The organism is Pelomonas margarita (assembly GCF_043555875.1).
Classification (GTDB): domain Bacteria; phylum Pseudomonadota; class Gammaproteobacteria; order Burkholderiales; family Burkholderiaceae_C; genus Pelomonas; species Pelomonas margarita.
Genome location: NZ_JBIGHW010000001.1, coordinates 681,661 through 696,966, shown reverse-complemented (window position 1 = coordinate 696,966; position 15,306 = coordinate 681,661). Strand labels below are relative to the sequence as shown.

General features: G+C 69.1%; 16 protein-coding genes and 1 tRNA gene. 8 read left to right on the top strand and 9 right to left on the bottom strand.

The genetic code is table 11. The features are described 5' to 3' along the window. Positions 1-66: 66 nt before the first annotated feature. From ACG0Z3_RS03070 to ACG0Z3_RS03055, 4 genes are read right to left on the bottom strand one after another with little or no spacing between them, the layout of a single operon-like run. Complete coding sequence (locus ACG0Z3_RS03070; protein WP_394395165.1) at positions 67-1,143, bottom strand: ATP-binding protein; 1,077 nt, start codon at positions 1,141-1,143, stop codon at positions 67-69. After that, complete coding sequence (locus ACG0Z3_RS03065) at positions 1,140-1,871, bottom strand: response regulator transcription factor (protein WP_394395163.1); 732 nt, start codon at positions 1,869-1,871, stop codon at positions 1,140-1,142. The genes ACG0Z3_RS03070 and ACG0Z3_RS03065 overlap by 4 nt, the downstream gene beginning before the upstream one ends. Continuing rightward, entirely contained in the window at positions 1,849-2,172 is a 324-nt protein-coding gene (locus tag ACG0Z3_RS03060) for a 4Fe-4S dicluster domain-containing protein (RefSeq protein ID WP_394395161.1), read from the bottom strand. Before ACG0Z3_RS03060 ends, ACG0Z3_RS03065 begins: the two co-directional genes overlap by 23 nt. Then, positions 2,169-2,585 (bottom strand): hypothetical protein, encoded by a 417-nt coding sequence (locus ACG0Z3_RS03055; protein ID WP_394395159.1) that lies wholly within the window; start codon positions 2,583-2,585, stop codon positions 2,169-2,171. The genes ACG0Z3_RS03060 and ACG0Z3_RS03055 overlap by 4 nt, the downstream gene beginning before the upstream one ends. A gap of 178 nt (positions 2,586-2,763) precedes the next feature. Between ACG0Z3_RS03055 and ACG0Z3_RS03050 the strand changes: the two genes are divergently transcribed. Next, positions 2,764-5,577, top strand: coding sequence for a valine--tRNA ligase (locus ACG0Z3_RS03050; protein ID WP_394395157.1), 2,814 nt, complete (start codon positions 2,764-2,766; stop codon positions 5,575-5,577). Here ACG0Z3_RS03050 and ACG0Z3_RS03045 read toward each other — a convergent pair. Continuing rightward, on the bottom strand, positions 5,574-6,527 hold the full coding sequence (locus ACG0Z3_RS03045) for an NAD(P)-dependent oxidoreductase (RefSeq protein WP_394395155.1): 954 nt from the start codon (positions 6,525-6,527) through the stop codon (positions 5,574-5,576). The genes ACG0Z3_RS03050 and ACG0Z3_RS03045 overlap by 4 nt on opposite strands. Before the next feature lie 85 nt (positions 6,528-6,612). On the opposite strand from ACG0Z3_RS03045, the gene galU reads away from it, so the two are divergent. Beyond that, the gene (gene galU / locus ACG0Z3_RS03040) at positions 6,613-7,506 is read left to right on the top strand and encodes a UTP--glucose-1-phosphate uridylyltransferase GalU (RefSeq protein ID WP_394395152.1); all 894 of its coding nucleotides are present in this window, start codon (positions 6,613-6,615) and stop codon (positions 7,504-7,506) included. A gap of 30 nt (positions 7,507-7,536) precedes the next feature. Here galU and ACG0Z3_RS03035 read toward each other — a convergent pair whose 3' ends face one another. From ACG0Z3_RS03035 to cysM, 3 genes are read right to left on the bottom strand one after another with little or no spacing between them, the layout of a single operon-like run. Beyond that, positions 7,537-7,764, bottom strand: coding sequence for a sulfurtransferase TusA family protein (locus ACG0Z3_RS03035; protein WP_394395151.1), 228 nt, complete (start codon positions 7,762-7,764; stop codon positions 7,537-7,539). Positions 7,765-7,769: 5 nt separating this feature from the next. Next, positions 7,770-8,309, bottom strand: a complete 540-nt coding sequence (locus ACG0Z3_RS03030) for an NUDIX domain-containing protein (protein ID WP_394395149.1) — start codon at positions 8,307-8,309, stop codon at positions 7,770-7,772. Further along, positions 8,306-9,202, bottom strand: a complete 897-nt coding sequence (gene cysM / locus ACG0Z3_RS03025) for a cysteine synthase CysM (RefSeq protein WP_394395147.1) — start codon at positions 9,200-9,202, stop codon at positions 8,306-8,308. The genes ACG0Z3_RS03030 and cysM overlap by 4 nt, the downstream gene beginning before the upstream one ends. Positions 9,203-9,290: 88 nt before the next feature. Between cysM and ACG0Z3_RS03020 the strand changes: the two genes are divergently transcribed. Further along, positions 9,291-9,375 (top strand) — tRNA-Leu (locus ACG0Z3_RS03020). Between the two features lie 90 nt (positions 9,376-9,465). After that, on the top strand, positions 9,466-10,044 hold the full coding sequence (locus ACG0Z3_RS03015; RefSeq protein WP_394395146.1) for a rhomboid family intramembrane serine protease: 579 nt from the start codon (positions 9,466-9,468) through the stop codon (positions 10,042-10,044). Here the strand turns inward: ACG0Z3_RS03015 and ACG0Z3_RS03010 are convergent. Continuing rightward, positions 10,041-10,901 carry an SDR family oxidoreductase gene (locus ACG0Z3_RS03010; RefSeq protein ID WP_394395144.1) on the bottom strand — a complete coding sequence of 287 codons (861 nt, stop codon included), beginning with the start codon at positions 10,899-10,901 and terminating at the stop codon, positions 10,041-10,043. The two genes, ACG0Z3_RS03015 and ACG0Z3_RS03010, sit on opposite strands and share 4 nt — an antisense overlap. Before the next feature lie 74 nt (positions 10,902-10,975). Here ACG0Z3_RS03010 and ACG0Z3_RS03005 point away from each other — a divergent pair, with 74 nt between their 5' ends. The 4 genes from ACG0Z3_RS03005 (at position 10,976) to ACG0Z3_RS02990 (ending at position 15,295) form a co-directional block, all read left to right on the top strand. Beyond that, positions 10,976-12,004, top strand: a complete 1,029-nt coding sequence (locus tag ACG0Z3_RS03005) for a CDP-6-deoxy-delta-3,4-glucoseen reductase (RefSeq protein WP_394395143.1) — start codon at positions 10,976-10,978, stop codon at positions 12,002-12,004. Positions 12,005-12,083: 79 nt separating this feature from the next. Further along, positions 12,084-12,812: a 2OG-Fe dioxygenase family protein gene (locus ACG0Z3_RS03000; RefSeq protein WP_394395142.1), complete on the top strand. Its 729-nt coding sequence runs from the start codon at positions 12,084-12,086 to the stop codon at positions 12,810-12,812. 91 nt (positions 12,813-12,903) lie between these two features. Then, positions 12,904-14,088, top strand: coding sequence for a glycoside hydrolase family 88/105 protein (locus tag ACG0Z3_RS02995; protein ID WP_394395140.1), 1,185 nt, complete (start codon positions 12,904-12,906; stop codon positions 14,086-14,088). A 151-nt stretch (positions 14,089-14,239) separates the two neighbouring features. Further along, positions 14,240-15,295 carry a Leu/Phe/Val dehydrogenase gene (locus tag ACG0Z3_RS02990; RefSeq protein ID WP_394395138.1) on the top strand — a complete coding sequence of 352 codons (1,056 nt, stop codon included), beginning with the start codon at positions 14,240-14,242 and terminating at the stop codon, positions 15,293-15,295. Positions 15,296-15,306: the final 11 nt, after the last annotated feature.

Sequence of the window (15,306 nt, the reverse complement as noted above, 5' to 3'; positions counted from 1 at the left end):
CCGCGTTTCGACGCAGCCAAAACGCGGGCGAACATTTGTTCATGTGACCGCCGCAGGCGCGCACCATCAGCGCAACGTCAAGGACACCTCGAAACCGGGCTCGACGTTGCGCAACTCCAGCCGGCTGCCATGGGCCTCGGCCACCAGCCGGCATAGGCATAGCCCCAGCCCCACGCCGCCGCCATGGCGGGTGCGGGCCTCGTCCGGCCGATAGAAGGGCTGGCCCAGCTGCGTCAGCGACTCCGGCGGCACGCCCGGCCCGAAATCACGCACCGTCAGGCGCACGCCGTCGCCCGCGCGGGCCAGCGTCAGCTGCACCTCGCCCTGCGCGGCATCATTGTGGCGCAGCGCGTTCTGCACGAGGTTGCGCAGGCACAGCTGCACGCGCAGACTGTCCAGCTTCAGCCGCGGCAGGCCAGCCTCGATGTGCAGGGCCACGCTCGGCTGGGCCTGCTCGCGCGCCAGCGCCGCCAGGTCGCAGTCCGCCAGCGACAGCGCGCGGTGCCCCACGCCCAGCCGCTCGCTCTCCAGCAGCGCGCTGATGAGGTCGCGCATTTGCGCCAGCTCGTCCAGCAAAGCGTCCCGCGAGCTGCCCTCATCCACCATCTCGGCATGCAGCCGGGCCCGCGTCAGCGGGCTGCGCAGCTCGTGGCTCAGCGCAAGCAGCAGCGCCCGCTTGCCGTCCAGCATGGCCTGGATATCGGCGGCCATCTGGTTGAAGCGCCGCGCCAGGTCGCCGATCTCGTCACCATGGATGACGGGCACGCGGTGCGAGAACTCGCCGCGCCGGAAGGCCTCTGCCCCCAAGGCCAGCGCATGCAGCGGCTGCACCATGTGTCGGATGGCGCCGAAGGCAAGGCCCGTGACCAACAGCAGCGCCGGCACGGCCCAGAGCAGGCCGGCCGCACTGTCCTCCGACCACCACAGGATGGCGCTGCTAGCGCAGGCCAGCACGATGAACACGGCGATCAAACGTGCGCCCAGGGAATGGTTGAAGCGCCTGTGCTGGTGGTGCCAGCGCTGGTGCCACCGGTGCCGCACGCGCCAGCGGTACTCCCAGTCGCGGTTCATGCGCCGCGCGCGCTTGGCCTTCATGCGGTCGCAGCGCTCGCGCCAGCGGTGGTCGTAGGGGTGCGGCTTCACGTCATCGCTCCTGCGCCCGTGGCGCGCACCGGCAATGCAAAACAGTAGCCGGCATTGCGCAGCGTCTTCAGCGCCGCCAGCGGCTCCAGCTTGCGGCGCAGCCGGCTGACGAGGATGTCCACGGCCCGCGTGTAGAGCTCCGCCTCCTGGCCGCGCAGGCGGTTCAGGATGTCGTCGCGCGAGAACACGCGGCCGGGCTCGCGGGCCAGCATCAGCAGCAGTTCGTACTCGGTACCGGTCAGCTCGACGAGGCCGCTCGCGCCGCGCACCTCGCGGCGCGTCGTGTCGATCTCCAGGCCGTCGAAGCACAGCTTGCTGGCCGATGCCGGTTGGGCTGGCGCCACCGGCGCCGCCAAGCGCGTACGGCGCAGGATGGTCTGCAGCCGCGCCGCCAGCTCGCGCGGCTCGAAGGGCTTGGGTAGGTAGTCGTCGGCGCCCAGCTCCAGGCCGACGACGCGGTCCGTCAGGTCGCCGCGGGCGGTAAGCATCAGGATGGGGATGTCGCGCCAAGTGTCGGCGCCGCCGCGCAACCGCTTGCAAAACTCGAAGCCGTCCATCTCGGGCAGCATGCCGTCCAGGATGAGCGCATCGAAGCGCTCGTCGGCCAGCCGGGCATGTGCGGCGCTGGGCCGCGTCACGGCCTCCAGCTGGAAGTCGAAGCGGGCCAGGTACTGCCGCAGCGGCCCGGCCAGCGCCTCATCGTCGTCAATAAGCAGCAATCGATGCATGGGCCGGATTATTCGTGTCGGCCGCCACCAGCGTGACCGCGCGCTCGGGGCAGACGGCCACGCAGCGGCCACAGGCATGGCAGTCCTGCGGCTGGACGGCGAAGGCCTGGCGCCAGTCGTGCGCCCAACCGCGCAGCTGGCCGCTCAGGCTGAGCGCGCGGCGCTCGAACAGGCCCAGCGTGCCCAGCGCCAGCACGCCCTGCGGACAGGCCACGACGCAATCACCCACGCCCTCGCAGCGGTTGCGGTCGATGTGCGGCACCCAGCGCTGCGGCGCCGCCATGGCGATCGTGCCGCTCATGCGTGGGCGCTCCCCGCCTGCCCCAGCGTGCTGCGCAGCGCCTGGCGCTGCGCGCCGTTGAGCGATTCGAAGAACTCCGCGAACGCGTTGACCAGGCCCGGCCCGGCCGCGCCCAGTGCCGCCAGCCGCGCATCAACCAGCTGCGCCGCCGCCTCGCGCGGGAACTGCTCATGGACTAGAAAGCCGGCCAGCTCGGGGCCTTGCACCAGCTGACGGAACGCATCGCGCTGCTGCTGCAGCTGCGCCAGCCAGGCGCCCAGCCGGCGTGCCTGCTCCTCGTCCAGCGCGAGACGCGCTCCCAGGCGGGCCATCAGCAGGTGGGCGAAGCCGTCGCCGTGGCGGCCCATGCGGTGCCCCTGCCCGAAGTGATGGCGGAACTCATGCTGGGCCTGCCAGCGACGGAGGAAGTTCATGGCAATGCACGGGAGGGTGGGAGTGGTCGTCATGATTCCGTTCGGGCCCGCGAGACACATCTCGCCGGGGTATCGCCGGGTTTCGTTTTGTATCGGGGGCGACCCTTAAAATCGCCGGCTACCCTCCCCTGAGACATGCACCGCGCAAGCCGCGCGGCGCGCCAGCCGAGACCTGCCCGTGACCGAACTCGCCAAGTCCTTCGAACCCGCCGCCCTGGAAGCCCATTGGGGCCCAAAGTGGGAATCTGCCGGCCTGTACGCGCCGACCCTGGACCCGGCCAAGCACTCGTTCAGCATCCAGCTGCCGCCGCCCAACGTGACGGGCACGCTGCACATGGGCCACGCGTTCAACCAGACGGTGATGGACTCGCTGACGCGCTACCACCGCATGAAGGGCGACAACACGCTGTGGGTACCGGGCACCGACCACGCCGGCATCGCCACGCAGATCGTCGTCGAGCGCCAACTGCAAGCCGCCGGCCAGAGCCGGCACGACCTCGGCCGTAAGAACTTCGTCGCCCGCGTTTGGGACTGGAAGCAGGAGTCCGGCAACACCATCACCAGCCAGATGCGCCGCCTGGGCGACTCGGTGAGCTGGGGCCACGAATACTTCACGATGGACGAGAAGCTCTCGACCGTCGTCGTCGAGACGTTCGTGCGCCTGTTCGAGGAAGGCCTGATCTACCGCGGCAAGCGCCTGGTCAGCTGGGACCCCATCCTGCAGTCCGCCGTGTCGGACCTGGAAGTGGCGTCCGAAGAGGAAGACGGTTCGCTGTGGCACATCCGCTATCCGCTGGCGGACGGCTCGGGTTCGCTGGTCGTCGCGACGACCCGCCCGGAAACGATGCTGGGTGACGTGGCCGTCATGGTCCACCCCGAAGACGAACGCTACGCCGCGCTGATCGGCAAGCTCGTCAAGCTGCCGCTGACGGACCGCGAGATCCCGGTCATCGCCGACGATTACGTGGACCGCGAGTTCGGCACGGGCGTCGTCAAGGTCACGCCGGCGCACGACACCAACGACTATGCCGTCGGCCAGCGCCACAAGCTGCCGATGATCTCGGTGCTGGACCTGCAGGCCCGGATCAACGACAACGCCCCCGAGGCCTACCGCGGGCTGGACCGTTTCGTCGCCCGCAAGAAGATCGTCGCCGACCTGGAGCGCTTAAGCCTGATGGTCGAGATCAAGAAGCACAAGCTGCAGGTGCCGCGCTGCGAGCGCACCGGTCAGGTCATCGAGCCGATGCTGACCGACCAGTGGTTCGTCGCCGTCACCAAGCCGGGTGCGGACGGCAAGAGCATCGCCGACAAGGCCATCGCGGCCGTGGACACCGGTGCGGTCAAGTTCCATCCCGAACAGTGGGTCAACACCTACAACCACTGGATGGGTAACCTGCAGGACTGGTGCATCTCGCGCCAGCTGTGGTGGGGCCACCAGATCCCGGCCTGGTACGGCACGGGCGGCGAGCTGTTCGTCGCGCGCAGCGAAGACGAGGCCCGCGCCAAGGCCACGGCCGCCGGCTACACCGGCGAGCTGAGCCGCGACCCGGACGTGCTGGACACCTGGTACTCGTCCGCGCTGGTGCCGTTCTCCACGCTGGGCTGGCCAGAGAAGACGCTGGAGCAGGAGCTCTTCCTGCCTTCCTCCGTGCTCGTGACCGGCTACGACATCATCTTCTTCTGGGTCGCCCGGATGATCATGATGACGACGCACTTCACCGGCAAGGTGCCGTTCAAGGACGTCTATATCCACGGCCTGGTGCGCGACTCGCAGGGCCAGAAGATGAGCAAGTCCGAAGGCAACGTGCTGGATCCGGTCGACCTCATCCAGGGCGTCGACCTCGACACGCTGATCCAGAAGTCCACCCAGGGCCTGCGCAAGCCCGAAACGGCGCCCAAGGTGGCCGCCCGTGTGAAGAAGGAGTTCCCCGAAGGCATGCCGGCCTACGGCGCCGACGCGCTGCGCTTCACGATGGCCAGCTACGCGTCCCTCGGTCGCAACATCAACTTCGACACCAAGCGCTGCGAGGGCTACCGCAACTTCTGCAACAAGCTCTGGAACGCAACGCGCTTCGTGCTGATGAACACCGAGGGCCAGGACTGCGGCCTCGCGCACGAGCAAGGCGCCTGCCCGCCCGGCTACAACAATTTCTCGCAGGCCGACCGCTGGATCACCAACGAGCTGCAGCGCGTCGAAGCGGCAGTGGCCCAGGGCTTTGCCGAGTACCGCCTCGACAATGTCGCCAACGCCGTCTACAGCTTCGTCTGGGACGAGTACTGCGACTGGTATCTTGAAATCGCCAAGGTGCAGATCCAGACCGGCAACGAGAGCCAGCAGCGTGCCACGCGCCGCACGCTGATCCGCGTGCTGGAGACCACGTTGCGCCTGCTGCACCCCATCGCGCCCTTCATCACCGAGGAGCTGTGGCAGACGGTCGCCCCGGTCGCACAGCGCAAAACGGTGGACTACCTCGGCCAGGCACCCTACCCCGTCGCCCAGCCCGAGCGCATCGATGCGGCAGCCGACGCCTGGATGGCTCAGCTGAAGGACGTCGTCGGCACGACGCGCAGCCTGCGCAGCGAGATGGCGCTGAGCCCGGCCGAGCGCGTGCCGCTGTTGGTGGGCGGCGACCTGTCTTTCCTGTCCGAGGCCGCCGCAGTGCTGAAGGTGCTGGCCAAGCTCAGCGCCGTCGAGCTGATCGCCGACGACGCCGAGTTCAGCAAGCAGAGCGCCACGTCGCCGGTGCTGCTGCACGGCGCGGCCAAGCTGGCGCTGAAGGTCGAGATCGACGTCGAGGCCGAGCGCGCTCGCCTGACCAAGGAGGTCACGCGCCTGGAAGGCGAGATCGGCAAGGCCGAGGCCAAGCTGGGCAACGAGAGCTTCGTCGCCCGTGCGCCGGCCGCCGTTGTGGAGCAGGAACGCGCTCGCGTGGCCGGCTTCAAGGAGACCGTGGCCCGCCTGCGCGAGCAGCTGGCCAGGCTGCCAGCCTAAGCGCGGTAGTAGTCCACCGCCGGCGGCGGTGCGGCTGCCGTGCGGCTGCGCGGTGGCATCAGCAGCTCGTCGATGGCCCGGGCCACAGCCCAGGCGGCACGCACGCGCGACTCGCGCGTCGTGCCGGCCACGCGCGGCGTGACCTGCAGATTGGCCAGGCCATCCAGCGAGCGGCCGCCTTCCAGCCAGCCCGGCTCCAGGCTGTCGAACCACGCGGCCCGCAGTCGCCCGCTGCGCAGCGCCTGCATCAGCGCCACCTCGTTGACGAGGCTGGACTGGCTCACGCCCACCAGCACCTGCTCGGGCTTGGCGATCTCCAGCTGCCGCTCGCCCACCAGGCCACGGAAACGCTCGAAGTAAGGCAGCAGCAGTACCAGGCCGTCGCTCTGCTCCATCAACTCGCTGAGGCTGACCGCCTCGATGCCCCAGCGCAGCCAAGTCGAATCACTGGGATGAGCCGCCGGGTCGTAGCCGATCACCCGCGTGCCGAAGGCCTGCAGCAGCTGCGTCAACACCTGGGCCGTCGGTGTCAGGCCCAGCAGGCCCACCGTGGCGCAGCCCAGCTCGCGCCCGACCCGCAGGCCGTCGCTGCCTTCCACCGGCAGGCGCCTGAGCAGGCTGAGCAGCGCACCGATCGCGAACTCCGCCTCCGCACTGGCCGTGGAGGCCTGCGAGCGCACCACCTCCACGCCCGCCTTGCGGCAGGCCTCCATGTCGATGTTCTCGGCGCCACCGCTGGCGCGGCCGATGGCGCGCAGGACGCGCGCACCGTGCAGCAGTTCGGCATCGACGCGCACGCCCGGCGGCGCCACCAGCGCCCGCGCGTCTCGCAGCGCACCGGCCAGCGCCTCGTGGTCACCCACTAGCTCAGGCGCGAAACGCGCGTCGTGCCGCTCGGCCAGCCATTGCACGACATCGGCCTCCAGCGGCTCCAGGATCAGGACGGTCATTGCTCTTTGTGCCCAACTCAAGGGTCAGAACCGTCACATGTCGCATGACAGAATCTCGGCGCCCTTGTCTGAAACCAGTGTACCCATGGCCTCTTTGCCCCGTTCGCCGATCACCAAAGCCATCTTTCCCGTCGCAGGCCTCGGCACGCGCTTTTTGCCGGCCACCAAGGCTCAGCCCAAGGAGATGCTGCCGGTCGTCGACAAGCCGCTGATCCAGTACGCGGTCGAGGAAGCCTACGAGGCCGGCGTGCGCGAGATGATCTTCGTCACCGGCCGCCACAAGCGCCCTATCGAGGATCATTTCGACATGACCTTCGAGCTGGAGGTGGCGCTGGAGAACGCCGGCAAGCAGGAGCTGCTGGACGTGGTGCGCAGCGTCAAGCCCAACGACATGGAGTGCATCTACGTGCGCCAGGCGCAGGCGCTGGGCCTGGGCCACGCCGTGCTGTGCGGCCAGCGCCTGGTGGGCAACGAGCCCTTCGCTGTGCTGCTGGCCGACGACCTGATGGTGGGCCAGCAGCCCGGTCGCGGCATCCTGAAGCAGATGGTGGAGCAGTTCGCAGACTGGCGCGCCTCCATCCTGGCCGTGCAGGAAGTGCCGGCCGAGCACACGCGCCGCTACGGCATCGTGGCCGGCACGCAGGTCAACGACAACCTGATGGACGTGAACCGCATCGTCGAGAAGCCCGCGCCGGAAGACGCCCCGTCGCGCCTGGGCGTGGCCGGCCGCTACATCCTGACGCCCGGCGTCTTCCACGAGATCGCCAACCAGCCACGCGGCGTCGGCGGCGAGATCCAGCTGACCGATGGCATCGCCGGCCTGCTGCGCCGCGAGAAGGTGTTCGCCTACCGATACGACGGCAAGCGCTACGACTGCGGCAGCAAAGAAGGCTTCCTGCAGGCCAACGTCGAACTCGCGCTGGCCCACGCCCAACTGGGCCCCGGCTTCAAGGAGTTCCTGCAGGGCCTCGCACTCTGAGCACCCCGGCCCGCGCCAGCGGGCGGTGCTTCAGCGTCGGCGCAGCACGTGAATGAACTCGGTGCCAGCGGTTTCCTGCTGGACGAGTTCATTGCCCGTCTGACGCGCGAACGCCTGGAAGTCGCGCAAGGAGCCCGGGTCGGTCGCGATGACCTTCAGCAACTCGCCGCTGTGCATCTCAGCCAGCGCCTTCTTGGCCTTCAGGATGGGCAGCGGGCAGTTCAGCCCCCGGGTGTCGATCTCGCGTTGGACGTCCATGGTGTTCATTCTCGCTTGAGGTCCATCCACTGCGGCTCGATGCCGCGCGAGCGCAGCCAGGTGGCCAGCGCCTGGCCCGTTCCCTGCGGCCAGCACAACACCTGCTCCGGCGCGATCAGCTTGTACTCCGCCAGCTCAGGCGACAGCCGGATCTCGCCGCGGGCCGCCGCGTGGTAGGCAATGATGACCTGGTTCATGCGCTGGAAGTCCCAGACGCCCAGTAGTTGCAGGCTGTCGACCTGCAGCGACGTCTCCTCCGCGATCTCGCGGCGGATGCCATCTTCCGGCGTCTCACCCGCCTCCATGAAACCGGTGATGAGGCCGAAGAAGCGCCCCGGCCAGGCTGCGTTGCGGGCCAGCAAGACCTGGCCCTCGCGGTCCGTGCATTCGATGACGGCTGCCAGCACCGGCGTCGGATTGTTCCAGTGCGTCCAACCGCAGGCCGGACAGCGCAGCCGCGTCTTGTCACCGCCGTCCTCTGCCAGCGTGACCGCCGCCAGCGGCGTCGCGCAGTCGGCGCAAAAGCGCGGCGCCTGAATGCTCACGCTGGAAACACGCCGGTGGAGAGATAGCGGTCGCCGCGGTCGCAGACGATGAACGCGATAGTCGCGTTCTCGACCTGCTTGGCGATCTGCAGCGCCACCCAGCAGGCGCCCGCCGCCGAGATGCCGGCGAACAGGCCTTCCTCGCGGGCCAGGCGCCGCGCCATGTCCTCGGCGTCGGCCTGACTCACGAGCACCAGTTCGTCCACACCCGTCGGGTCGTAGATCTTGGGCAGGTAGGCCTCGGGCCACTTGCGGATACCGGGGATGCGCGAGCCCTCGGCCGGCTGTGCGCCGATGATGCGCACGGCCGCGCTCTTCTCCTTCAGGAAGCGCGACGTGCCGGTGATCGTGCCGGTCGTACCCATCGCGCTGACGAAGTGCGTGATGCGGCCACCCGTGTCGGCCCACAGCTCGGGGCCGGTGGTCTCGTAATGCACGCGCGGGTTGTCGGCGTTGGCGAACTGGTCCAGCACGCGGCCCCTACCTTCGCGGGCCATCTGTTCGGCCAGGTCGCGGGCGTACTCCATGCCGCCGGTCTTGGGCGTCAGGATGAGTTCGGCACCAAACGCCTTCATCGTCTGCGCGCGTTCGATGGACAGGTCCTCCGGCATGATCAGCACCATGCGGTAGCCGCGGATGGCCGCGGCCATGGCCAGCGCGATGCCGGTGTTGCCAGACGTGGCCTCGATCAGCGTGTCGCCCGGCTTGATCTCGCCGCGCTCCTCGGCGCGCTTGATCATGCTGATGGCCGGGCGGTCCTTCACGGAGCCGGCCGGGTTGTTGCCCTCCAGCTTGGCCAGGATCACGTTGCCACGCGTGTCGGCGCCGGGCAGGCGCTGCAGGCGCACGAGCGGCGTCTTGCCGATGACGTCTTCGAGGGTCGGATAACTCATGGCGGCGATTGTGGCAGCGCGTCCGAGACCCAGCCTAGACGAGTGCATAATGCGACCCTCGCTGCAACGGCGAGATGCGAGTCCGATGGCCCGGGTGGCGAAATCGGTAGACGCAGGGGACTCAAAATCCCCCGCCGCAAGGTGTGCCGGTTCGAGTCCGGCCCCGGGCACCAAAGGACGCGCAACCCCTGGCATACACTCAAACGGTAAGCATCGGCCTTCCCGATGTAGGCGTCCTCCCCGGGACGCACAGTACGCTACCCATGCCCCCGCTGCCTCAGGTCACCAAAGCCTTCATCCTGGCTTGCGTCGGTGTCTTCTGCTTCTTCGTTCTGTTCCCGTCGCTGGCCTTCTGGTTCGAGCTGTGGCCGCTGCAATCCGGCGCCTTCCTGCCCTGGCAGCCGTTGAGCTATGCCTTCCTGCATGGCGACTTCATGCACCTGCTGTTCAACATGCTGGGCCTGTGGATGTTCGGCGGTGAGCTGGAACGCGTCTGGGGCGCACGCCGCTACACGCAAATCCTGCTGGCCAGCACGCTGAGCGCCGCCGCCGTGCAGCTTGCGTTCACCTGGGCCATCGGCACCAATGCGCCCACCGTGGGTGCCTCGGGTGCGATCTTCGGGCTGCTGCTGTCCTTCGGCATGCTGTTCCCCAACCGCATCATCGTGCCGCTGATCCCGCCCATCCCGATGAAGGCCAAGTACTTCGTCGCGATTTTCGGCGGGCTGGAACTGGTGTTGGGCTTCAGCCGCGCCAGCGGTATCGCCCACTTCGCCCACCTGGGCGGCATGCTGGGCGCGTGGCTGCTGATCCGCCACTGGCGCTCGTCGCGCCGCCGTTAAAGCCCGTCGGCCGGCGTCGGGTAGCGCAGCGCCAGCCGCAGCTCGCGCTTGAGCCGCTGGTTGGCAATGCGGCGTGACTCGCTCCAGAAGCTCAGCGCCATCGCGCCCAGGCGCTCGGCCGCTTCGGCGCGCGTGATGCGCGCGGGGCGCGGCAGGCCGGCCAGATCGGCGGCCAAGTCGAAGTAGTCGCCCATCAGCAACTGGCTGTCGTCACAGACATTGACGGCGCGCTGAGCCTGGCCGCGCAGCAGCGCCAGCACGCATGCACGGGCCAGGTCGTCGGCATGGATGTGGTTGGTGAACACGTCGTCTTCGCGCCGCAGCACCGGCGTGCCGCGCGTCAGCCGCTCCCGCGGATGACCGCCTTCGCGGTCGGTGGCGTAGATGCCGGGAATGCGCAGCAGACTCACGCGCGTGCCGTGGCGGCGACCGAAGGCGCGCAGTTGCGCCTCGGCATCGACGCGACGGGCGGCCCGATCCGTCATCGGGTTCAGCGCCCGCGTCTCGTCGATGAGCGCGCCGCCACAGTCGCCATAGACGCCCGTTGTGCTGCCGTACACCAGCACCCGCGGCGGGCGGCGCGCCAGCGCGGCCAGCAGATGTCGCGTGCGTTCATCGGTACTGCCGTCACGGGCCGGCGGCGCCAGGTGCAGCACCAGGTCGGCTAACCCGGCCAGCCGGCCCAGCGTGGCGGGTTCGTCCAGGTTGCCGAGCAGCGGCACGACGCCCGCCGCCCACAACCCTCCTGCACGGGCTGGCGTGGACGTCAGCGCGGCCACACGCCAGCGACCGGCCAACTGTTTGACGACGCGCAAACCCACGTCGCCGCAGCCAATGATGAGTAGTCGGGGGAGCATGTGACGGTCGGGCAAAATGGCGGGCAGTCTACGGCCCCGGACTTGTGCGCGGGGCCGCTTGCTTTCTCGAGCCCATGCCCCATCAGATCACCATACAGCCCGCCGGCCGCGTCTACACCACCGACGGCGACGACACCCTGCTCGCCGCCGCCATCCGCAACGGCGTGGGCCTGCCCTACGGCTGCAAGGACGGCGCCTGCGGTTCGTGTAAGAGCAAGCTGCTCGAAGGCAGCGTCGTGCACGGCAGCCACCAGACCAAGGCGCTGTCGGCAGAAGAAGAAGCCGCCGGTTTCGTACTGACCTGCTGCGCTCGCCCGCAAACCGACTGCACGCTCGAAGCACGCACGGTGCCCGGCGCCGGCGAGTTCCCGGTGCTGAAGCTGCCCACGCGCGTGGCCACAATGACGCGCCCCGCGCCCGATGTCGCCGTGCTGACCATGCAGTTGGCCGCCAACCAGAACTTCCAGTTCCGCGCTGGCCAGTACGTCGAGTTCATACTGCGCGACGGCGCCCGCCGCAGCTATTCGATGGCCAACGCGCCGCACTCGCTGCAGGGCCAGATCGAGCTGCACATCCGCCACATGCCCGGCGGCAAGTTCACCGACCACGTGTTCGGCGCGCTCAAGGAGAAGGACATCCTGCGCATGGAAGGCCCGTTCGGCAGCTTCTTCCTGCGTGAGGATGCGACCAAGCCCATCGTGCTGCTGGCCAGCGGCACCGGCTTCGCGCCCATCAAGGCGATCATCGAGCGCACCCGCCACATCGGGTCCACACGTCCCATGGTGCTGTACTGGGGCGCCCGCAAGCAGGCCGACCTGTACCTGAGCGACTGGGTGGCCCAGCAAGCCGCCGAGTGGCCCACGCTGAGCTACGTGCCGGTGCTGTCGGAGCCCGACGAAGGCTGGGCGGGCCGCACCGGCTTCGTCCACCAGGCCGTCATGCAGGATCTGCCGGACCTGTCCGGCCACCAGGTCTACGCCTGCGGCACGCCCATCATGGTGAACTCTGCGCACAAGGATTTCGTCGCGCAATGCCAGCTGCCGGACGGCGAGTTCTACGCCGACGCCTTCACCTCTGAAGCAGACAAACATGGCGGCGCCTAGCGCCGGCATGTTTGCAGTGAAGGCTCATATTCGCCGCAAGGTGACTGTGAGCCGCAACTACAAGCACCTGACTCAATAAATGTTCGAACCGCCATGGACCGACCCTGCCGACCTCGTCGGCGCCTTGAAACGTGAGGGCGAGGTCGTGCTCGCGCCGGGAGCGCTCGGTGCCCTGGGCGTGTCAGCGGCGGACCTCGACACCCTCAAGCCCTGTTGGGACGACCTGCCGCCCGATGGCTACCTGAAGGACGGCGGCCGCTACCGCTTCCGCCGCCACGGCTGCTTCGTCGCCGACGGCGACACGCTGACACTGCAGCCCCACCGCGCCCACTGGCAGCCGCTGGACTACAACGCGCTGCACGGCGGCATCCAGCGCTGGTACGTGCCGCTGGCGCAGGAGATGGTGGCCTCGCCGGCCTGGACAGCGCTGCTGCTGGGCCTGGCGCGCACGGCGTCGGCGCTGAAGGGCGAGCAACCCTGGTTCATCGAGGCCCACCCGTTCCGCATCGACACCAGCGACGGCATCGGCCGCCCCACACCCGAAGGCGCGCACCGCGACGGGGTGGATCTGGTGGCCGTTCTGCTGGTGGGTCGGCACGAGATCAAGGGCGGCGAGTCGCGCGTGTTTCAGGCCGCCGGCCCGGCCGGCCAGCGCTTCACGCTGACGCAGCCGTGGACGCTGCTGCTTCTGGACGACGAGCGCGTCATCCACGAGACCACGCCCATCCAACCGGTGACGCCGGGCGAGCGCGGCTGGCGCGACACGCTGGTGCTGACGCTGCGCCGCGGCGGTTTCCAGGGGCCCTGACCTCGCCACGCCCGGCAGGGCCATTTCAGTCGTCAACATGACCGCCGCGAGCCAGTGGGACGCATAGCATGCGCCGGCCCGGAGGCATGACATGTCACGACTTCAGAAAATCCTGTGCTCGGCTGCGCTGCTCACGGCCACGCAGCTCGCTTGCGCCCAAGAACTTGCCGACGATGCTGCGACGGCCGCACCAGTCGCACGACGAGCCGATGTGCTCGCGTTGATGGAGAGGGTGGCCGACTACCAGATCACGGCCATGGCCGCCGGCCTCAACCCCGTCAAGAGCGGCGAGGCCTACCCCAACCCACGCGGCTGGGTGCAGGGCGCGCTGTTCGTCGGACTGACCGAGCTGGCCGAGCGCAGTGCCAATCCGCGCTACACGCAGCTCATCCTGCAGCGTGGGCAGGCCAACCAATGGAAGCTGGGCACACGCAAGTACTTCGCCGACGACCAGGTCATCGGTCAGTCCTACCTATGGGCCGCGCGGCATGGCGCAGGTGCCGCCGCACAGGCCGAGGTCCGGGCCGAGCTGGACGCCATCCTCGCCAGGCCCTCCGGCGTCGCGCTGATATTCACCGAGCATGGCGAAACCCCGGGCTCGCTGGGCTGCCAGGCACGCTGGTGCTGGGCCGACGCCCTATTCATGGCGCCCGCGCTGTGGCTGGAACTGAGCCGCCAGACCGGCGATGCGCGCTATGCGAGCTTCGCCAAGCAGGAGTTCTGGGCCACGACCGACTACCTGTTCGACCCCACCGAGGGGCTGTACTTCCGGGACTCGCGCTTCTTCGAGCGCCGCGACGCGCAGGGCCGAAAGGTGTTCTGGAGCCGAGGCGTGGGCTGGGCCTTCGCAGGCCTGGCGCGCATGATCGACCGACTGCCCGCCGACGACCCCGACCGCCCCCGCATGGTGGACATCTTCAAGCGCATGGCCATGACGCTGAAGGCGCTGCAGAAGCCCGATGGCACCTGGGCGCCGTCCCTGCTGGCCAACGGGCCGGACACGCCGCCCGAGTCCAGCGGCACGGCCTTCCACACCTACGGGCTGGCCTGGGGCATGCAGCGCGGCATCCTCGACAAGGCCGGTTATGCGCCGGCGGTGCGCAAGGGCTGGTCGGCGCTGACACGGGCCGTGCATGCCGACGGCAGGCTGGGGTACGTGCAGTCCGTCAGCGACCGGCCGGACCTCGTCGGCGCTGACGACACACAGCTCTACGGCGTGGGCGCCCTGCTGCTGGCCGGCTCCGCCATCATGGACCTGGAAAGCAGGCGCCCCTGAACCGATGCCACGACGGCCATCGCCTGCCGGCGAGCCGCTGACCGTCACCCCGCCTGCGACTGGCGTTCTGAGGGATTCATAGAATGGCAGCGGCCACGCCAAAAGCGTGGCCATTCTTCTTTCACTGCCGCGCCAAAAGCGCCTGATCGTCATGACCCCCTCTTCCCTCTTCGGCCTGCCCGACCAGGCCGCCCACGAGCGCGTGCTGCTCGCCACGGACCCGGCCACCGGCCTCAAGGCCATCCTGGCCGTGCACAGCACTGCGCGCGGCCCCGCCTTCGGCGGCTGCCGCCTGTGGCACTACGACTCCGAAGCCGCCGCGCTCAACGACGCGCTGCGCCTGTCGCAAGGCATGAGCCTGAAGAACGCGCTGACCGACCTGCCCTTCGGCGGCGGCAAGGCCGTCATCCTGAAGCCGCAGGGCGACTTCGACCGCCCCGCCCTCTTCGCCGCCTTCGGCCGCGCCGTGCAGTCGCTGAACGGTGCCTACATCACCGCCGAGGACGTCGGCACGACAACCGCCGACATGCGCGGCCTGCAGGCAGTCACGCCCTTCGTCAGCGGCATCCCGCGCGACGGCGCATTCGGCGGCGACCCCAGCCCCAAGACGGCATGGGGCGTGTTCGTGTCCATCCGGGCCGGCGTGCGGCTGGTGCTGGGCCGCAGCTCATTGGACGGCGTGCGCGTCGCGCTGCAGGGCCTGGGCGCCGTGGGCTGGCACCTGGCCGAGTTCCTGCACCAGGCCGGCGCCCGGCTGATCGTGGCCGATGTGGATGCGGCCAAGGTGCAGCGCGCCGCAGAACGCTTCGGCGCGACGGCCGTGCACGTGGGCGAGATCCTAGCCGCCGACGTCGACGTGCTGGCACCCTGCGCGCTGGGCGCCTCGCTGAACACGCAGACTGTGCCCGCCGTGCGCGCCAAGCTGATTGCAGGCGCCGCCAACAACCAGCTAGCCACCACCGCCGACGGCGACGCGCTGCAGGCCCGCGGCATCTGCTACCTGCCCGACTACCTGGTGAACGCCGGCGGCATCATCAGCGTGGCGCGCGAGTACCGTGGCGAAGGCGAAGAGACGGCCGTGATGGCCGAGGTCAGCAAAATCGCCGAGCGCGTGGAAGAGCTGCTGCAGCGCGTGCAGAAGGCCGACTCGACACCGGCCCGCGTGGCCGACGACTGGGCGCGCAGCAAGCTGGTCAAGCCGGCCTGATGCAACAACGC

Excerpts from the sequence above, each read along its gene's own strand:
- ACG0Z3_RS02995 (WP_394395140.1), top strand. The coding sequence starts at position 12,904 with ATGTCACGACTTCAGAAAATCCTGTGCTCGGCTGCGCTGCTCACGGCC.
- ACG0Z3_RS03010 (WP_394395144.1), bottom strand. The coding sequence starts at position 10,901 with ATGCTCCCCCGACTACTCATCATTGGCTGCGGCGACGTGGGTTTGCGC.
- ACG0Z3_RS03045 (WP_394395155.1), bottom strand. The coding sequence starts at position 6,527 with ATGACCGTCCTGATCCTGGAGCCGCTGGAGGCCGATGTCGTGCAATGG.
- ACG0Z3_RS03035 (WP_394395151.1), bottom strand. The coding sequence starts at position 7,764 with ATGGACGTCCAACGCGAGATCGACACCCGGGGGCTGAACTGCCCGCTG.
- cysM (WP_394395147.1), bottom strand. The coding sequence starts at position 9,202 with ATGAGTTATCCGACCCTCGAAGACGTCATCGGCAAGACGCCGCTCGTG.
- ACG0Z3_RS03000 (WP_394395142.1), top strand. The coding sequence starts at position 12,084 with ATGTTCGAACCGCCATGGACCGACCCTGCCGACCTCGTCGGCGCCTTG.
- ACG0Z3_RS02990 (WP_394395138.1), top strand. The coding sequence starts at position 14,240 with ATGACCCCCTCTTCCCTCTTCGGCCTGCCCGACCAGGCCGCCCACGAG.
- ACG0Z3_RS03065 (WP_394395163.1), bottom strand. The coding sequence starts at position 1,871 with ATGCATCGATTGCTGCTTATTGACGACGATGAGGCGCTGGCCGGGCCG.
- galU (WP_394395152.1), top strand. The coding sequence starts at position 6,613 with ATGGCCTCTTTGCCCCGTTCGCCGATCACCAAAGCCATCTTTCCCGTC.
- ACG0Z3_RS03060 (WP_394395161.1), bottom strand. The coding sequence starts at position 2,172 with ATGAGCGGCACGATCGCCATGGCGGCGCCGCAGCGCTGGGTGCCGCAC.
- ACG0Z3_RS03005 (WP_394395143.1), top strand. The coding sequence starts at position 10,976 with ATGCCCCATCAGATCACCATACAGCCCGCCGGCCGCGTCTACACCACC.
- ACG0Z3_RS03015 (WP_394395146.1), top strand. The coding sequence starts at position 9,466 with ATGCCCCCGCTGCCTCAGGTCACCAAAGCCTTCATCCTGGCTTGCGTC.
- ACG0Z3_RS03055 (WP_394395159.1), bottom strand. The coding sequence starts at position 2,585 with ATGAACTTCCTCCGTCGCTGGCAGGCCCAGCATGAGTTCCGCCATCAC.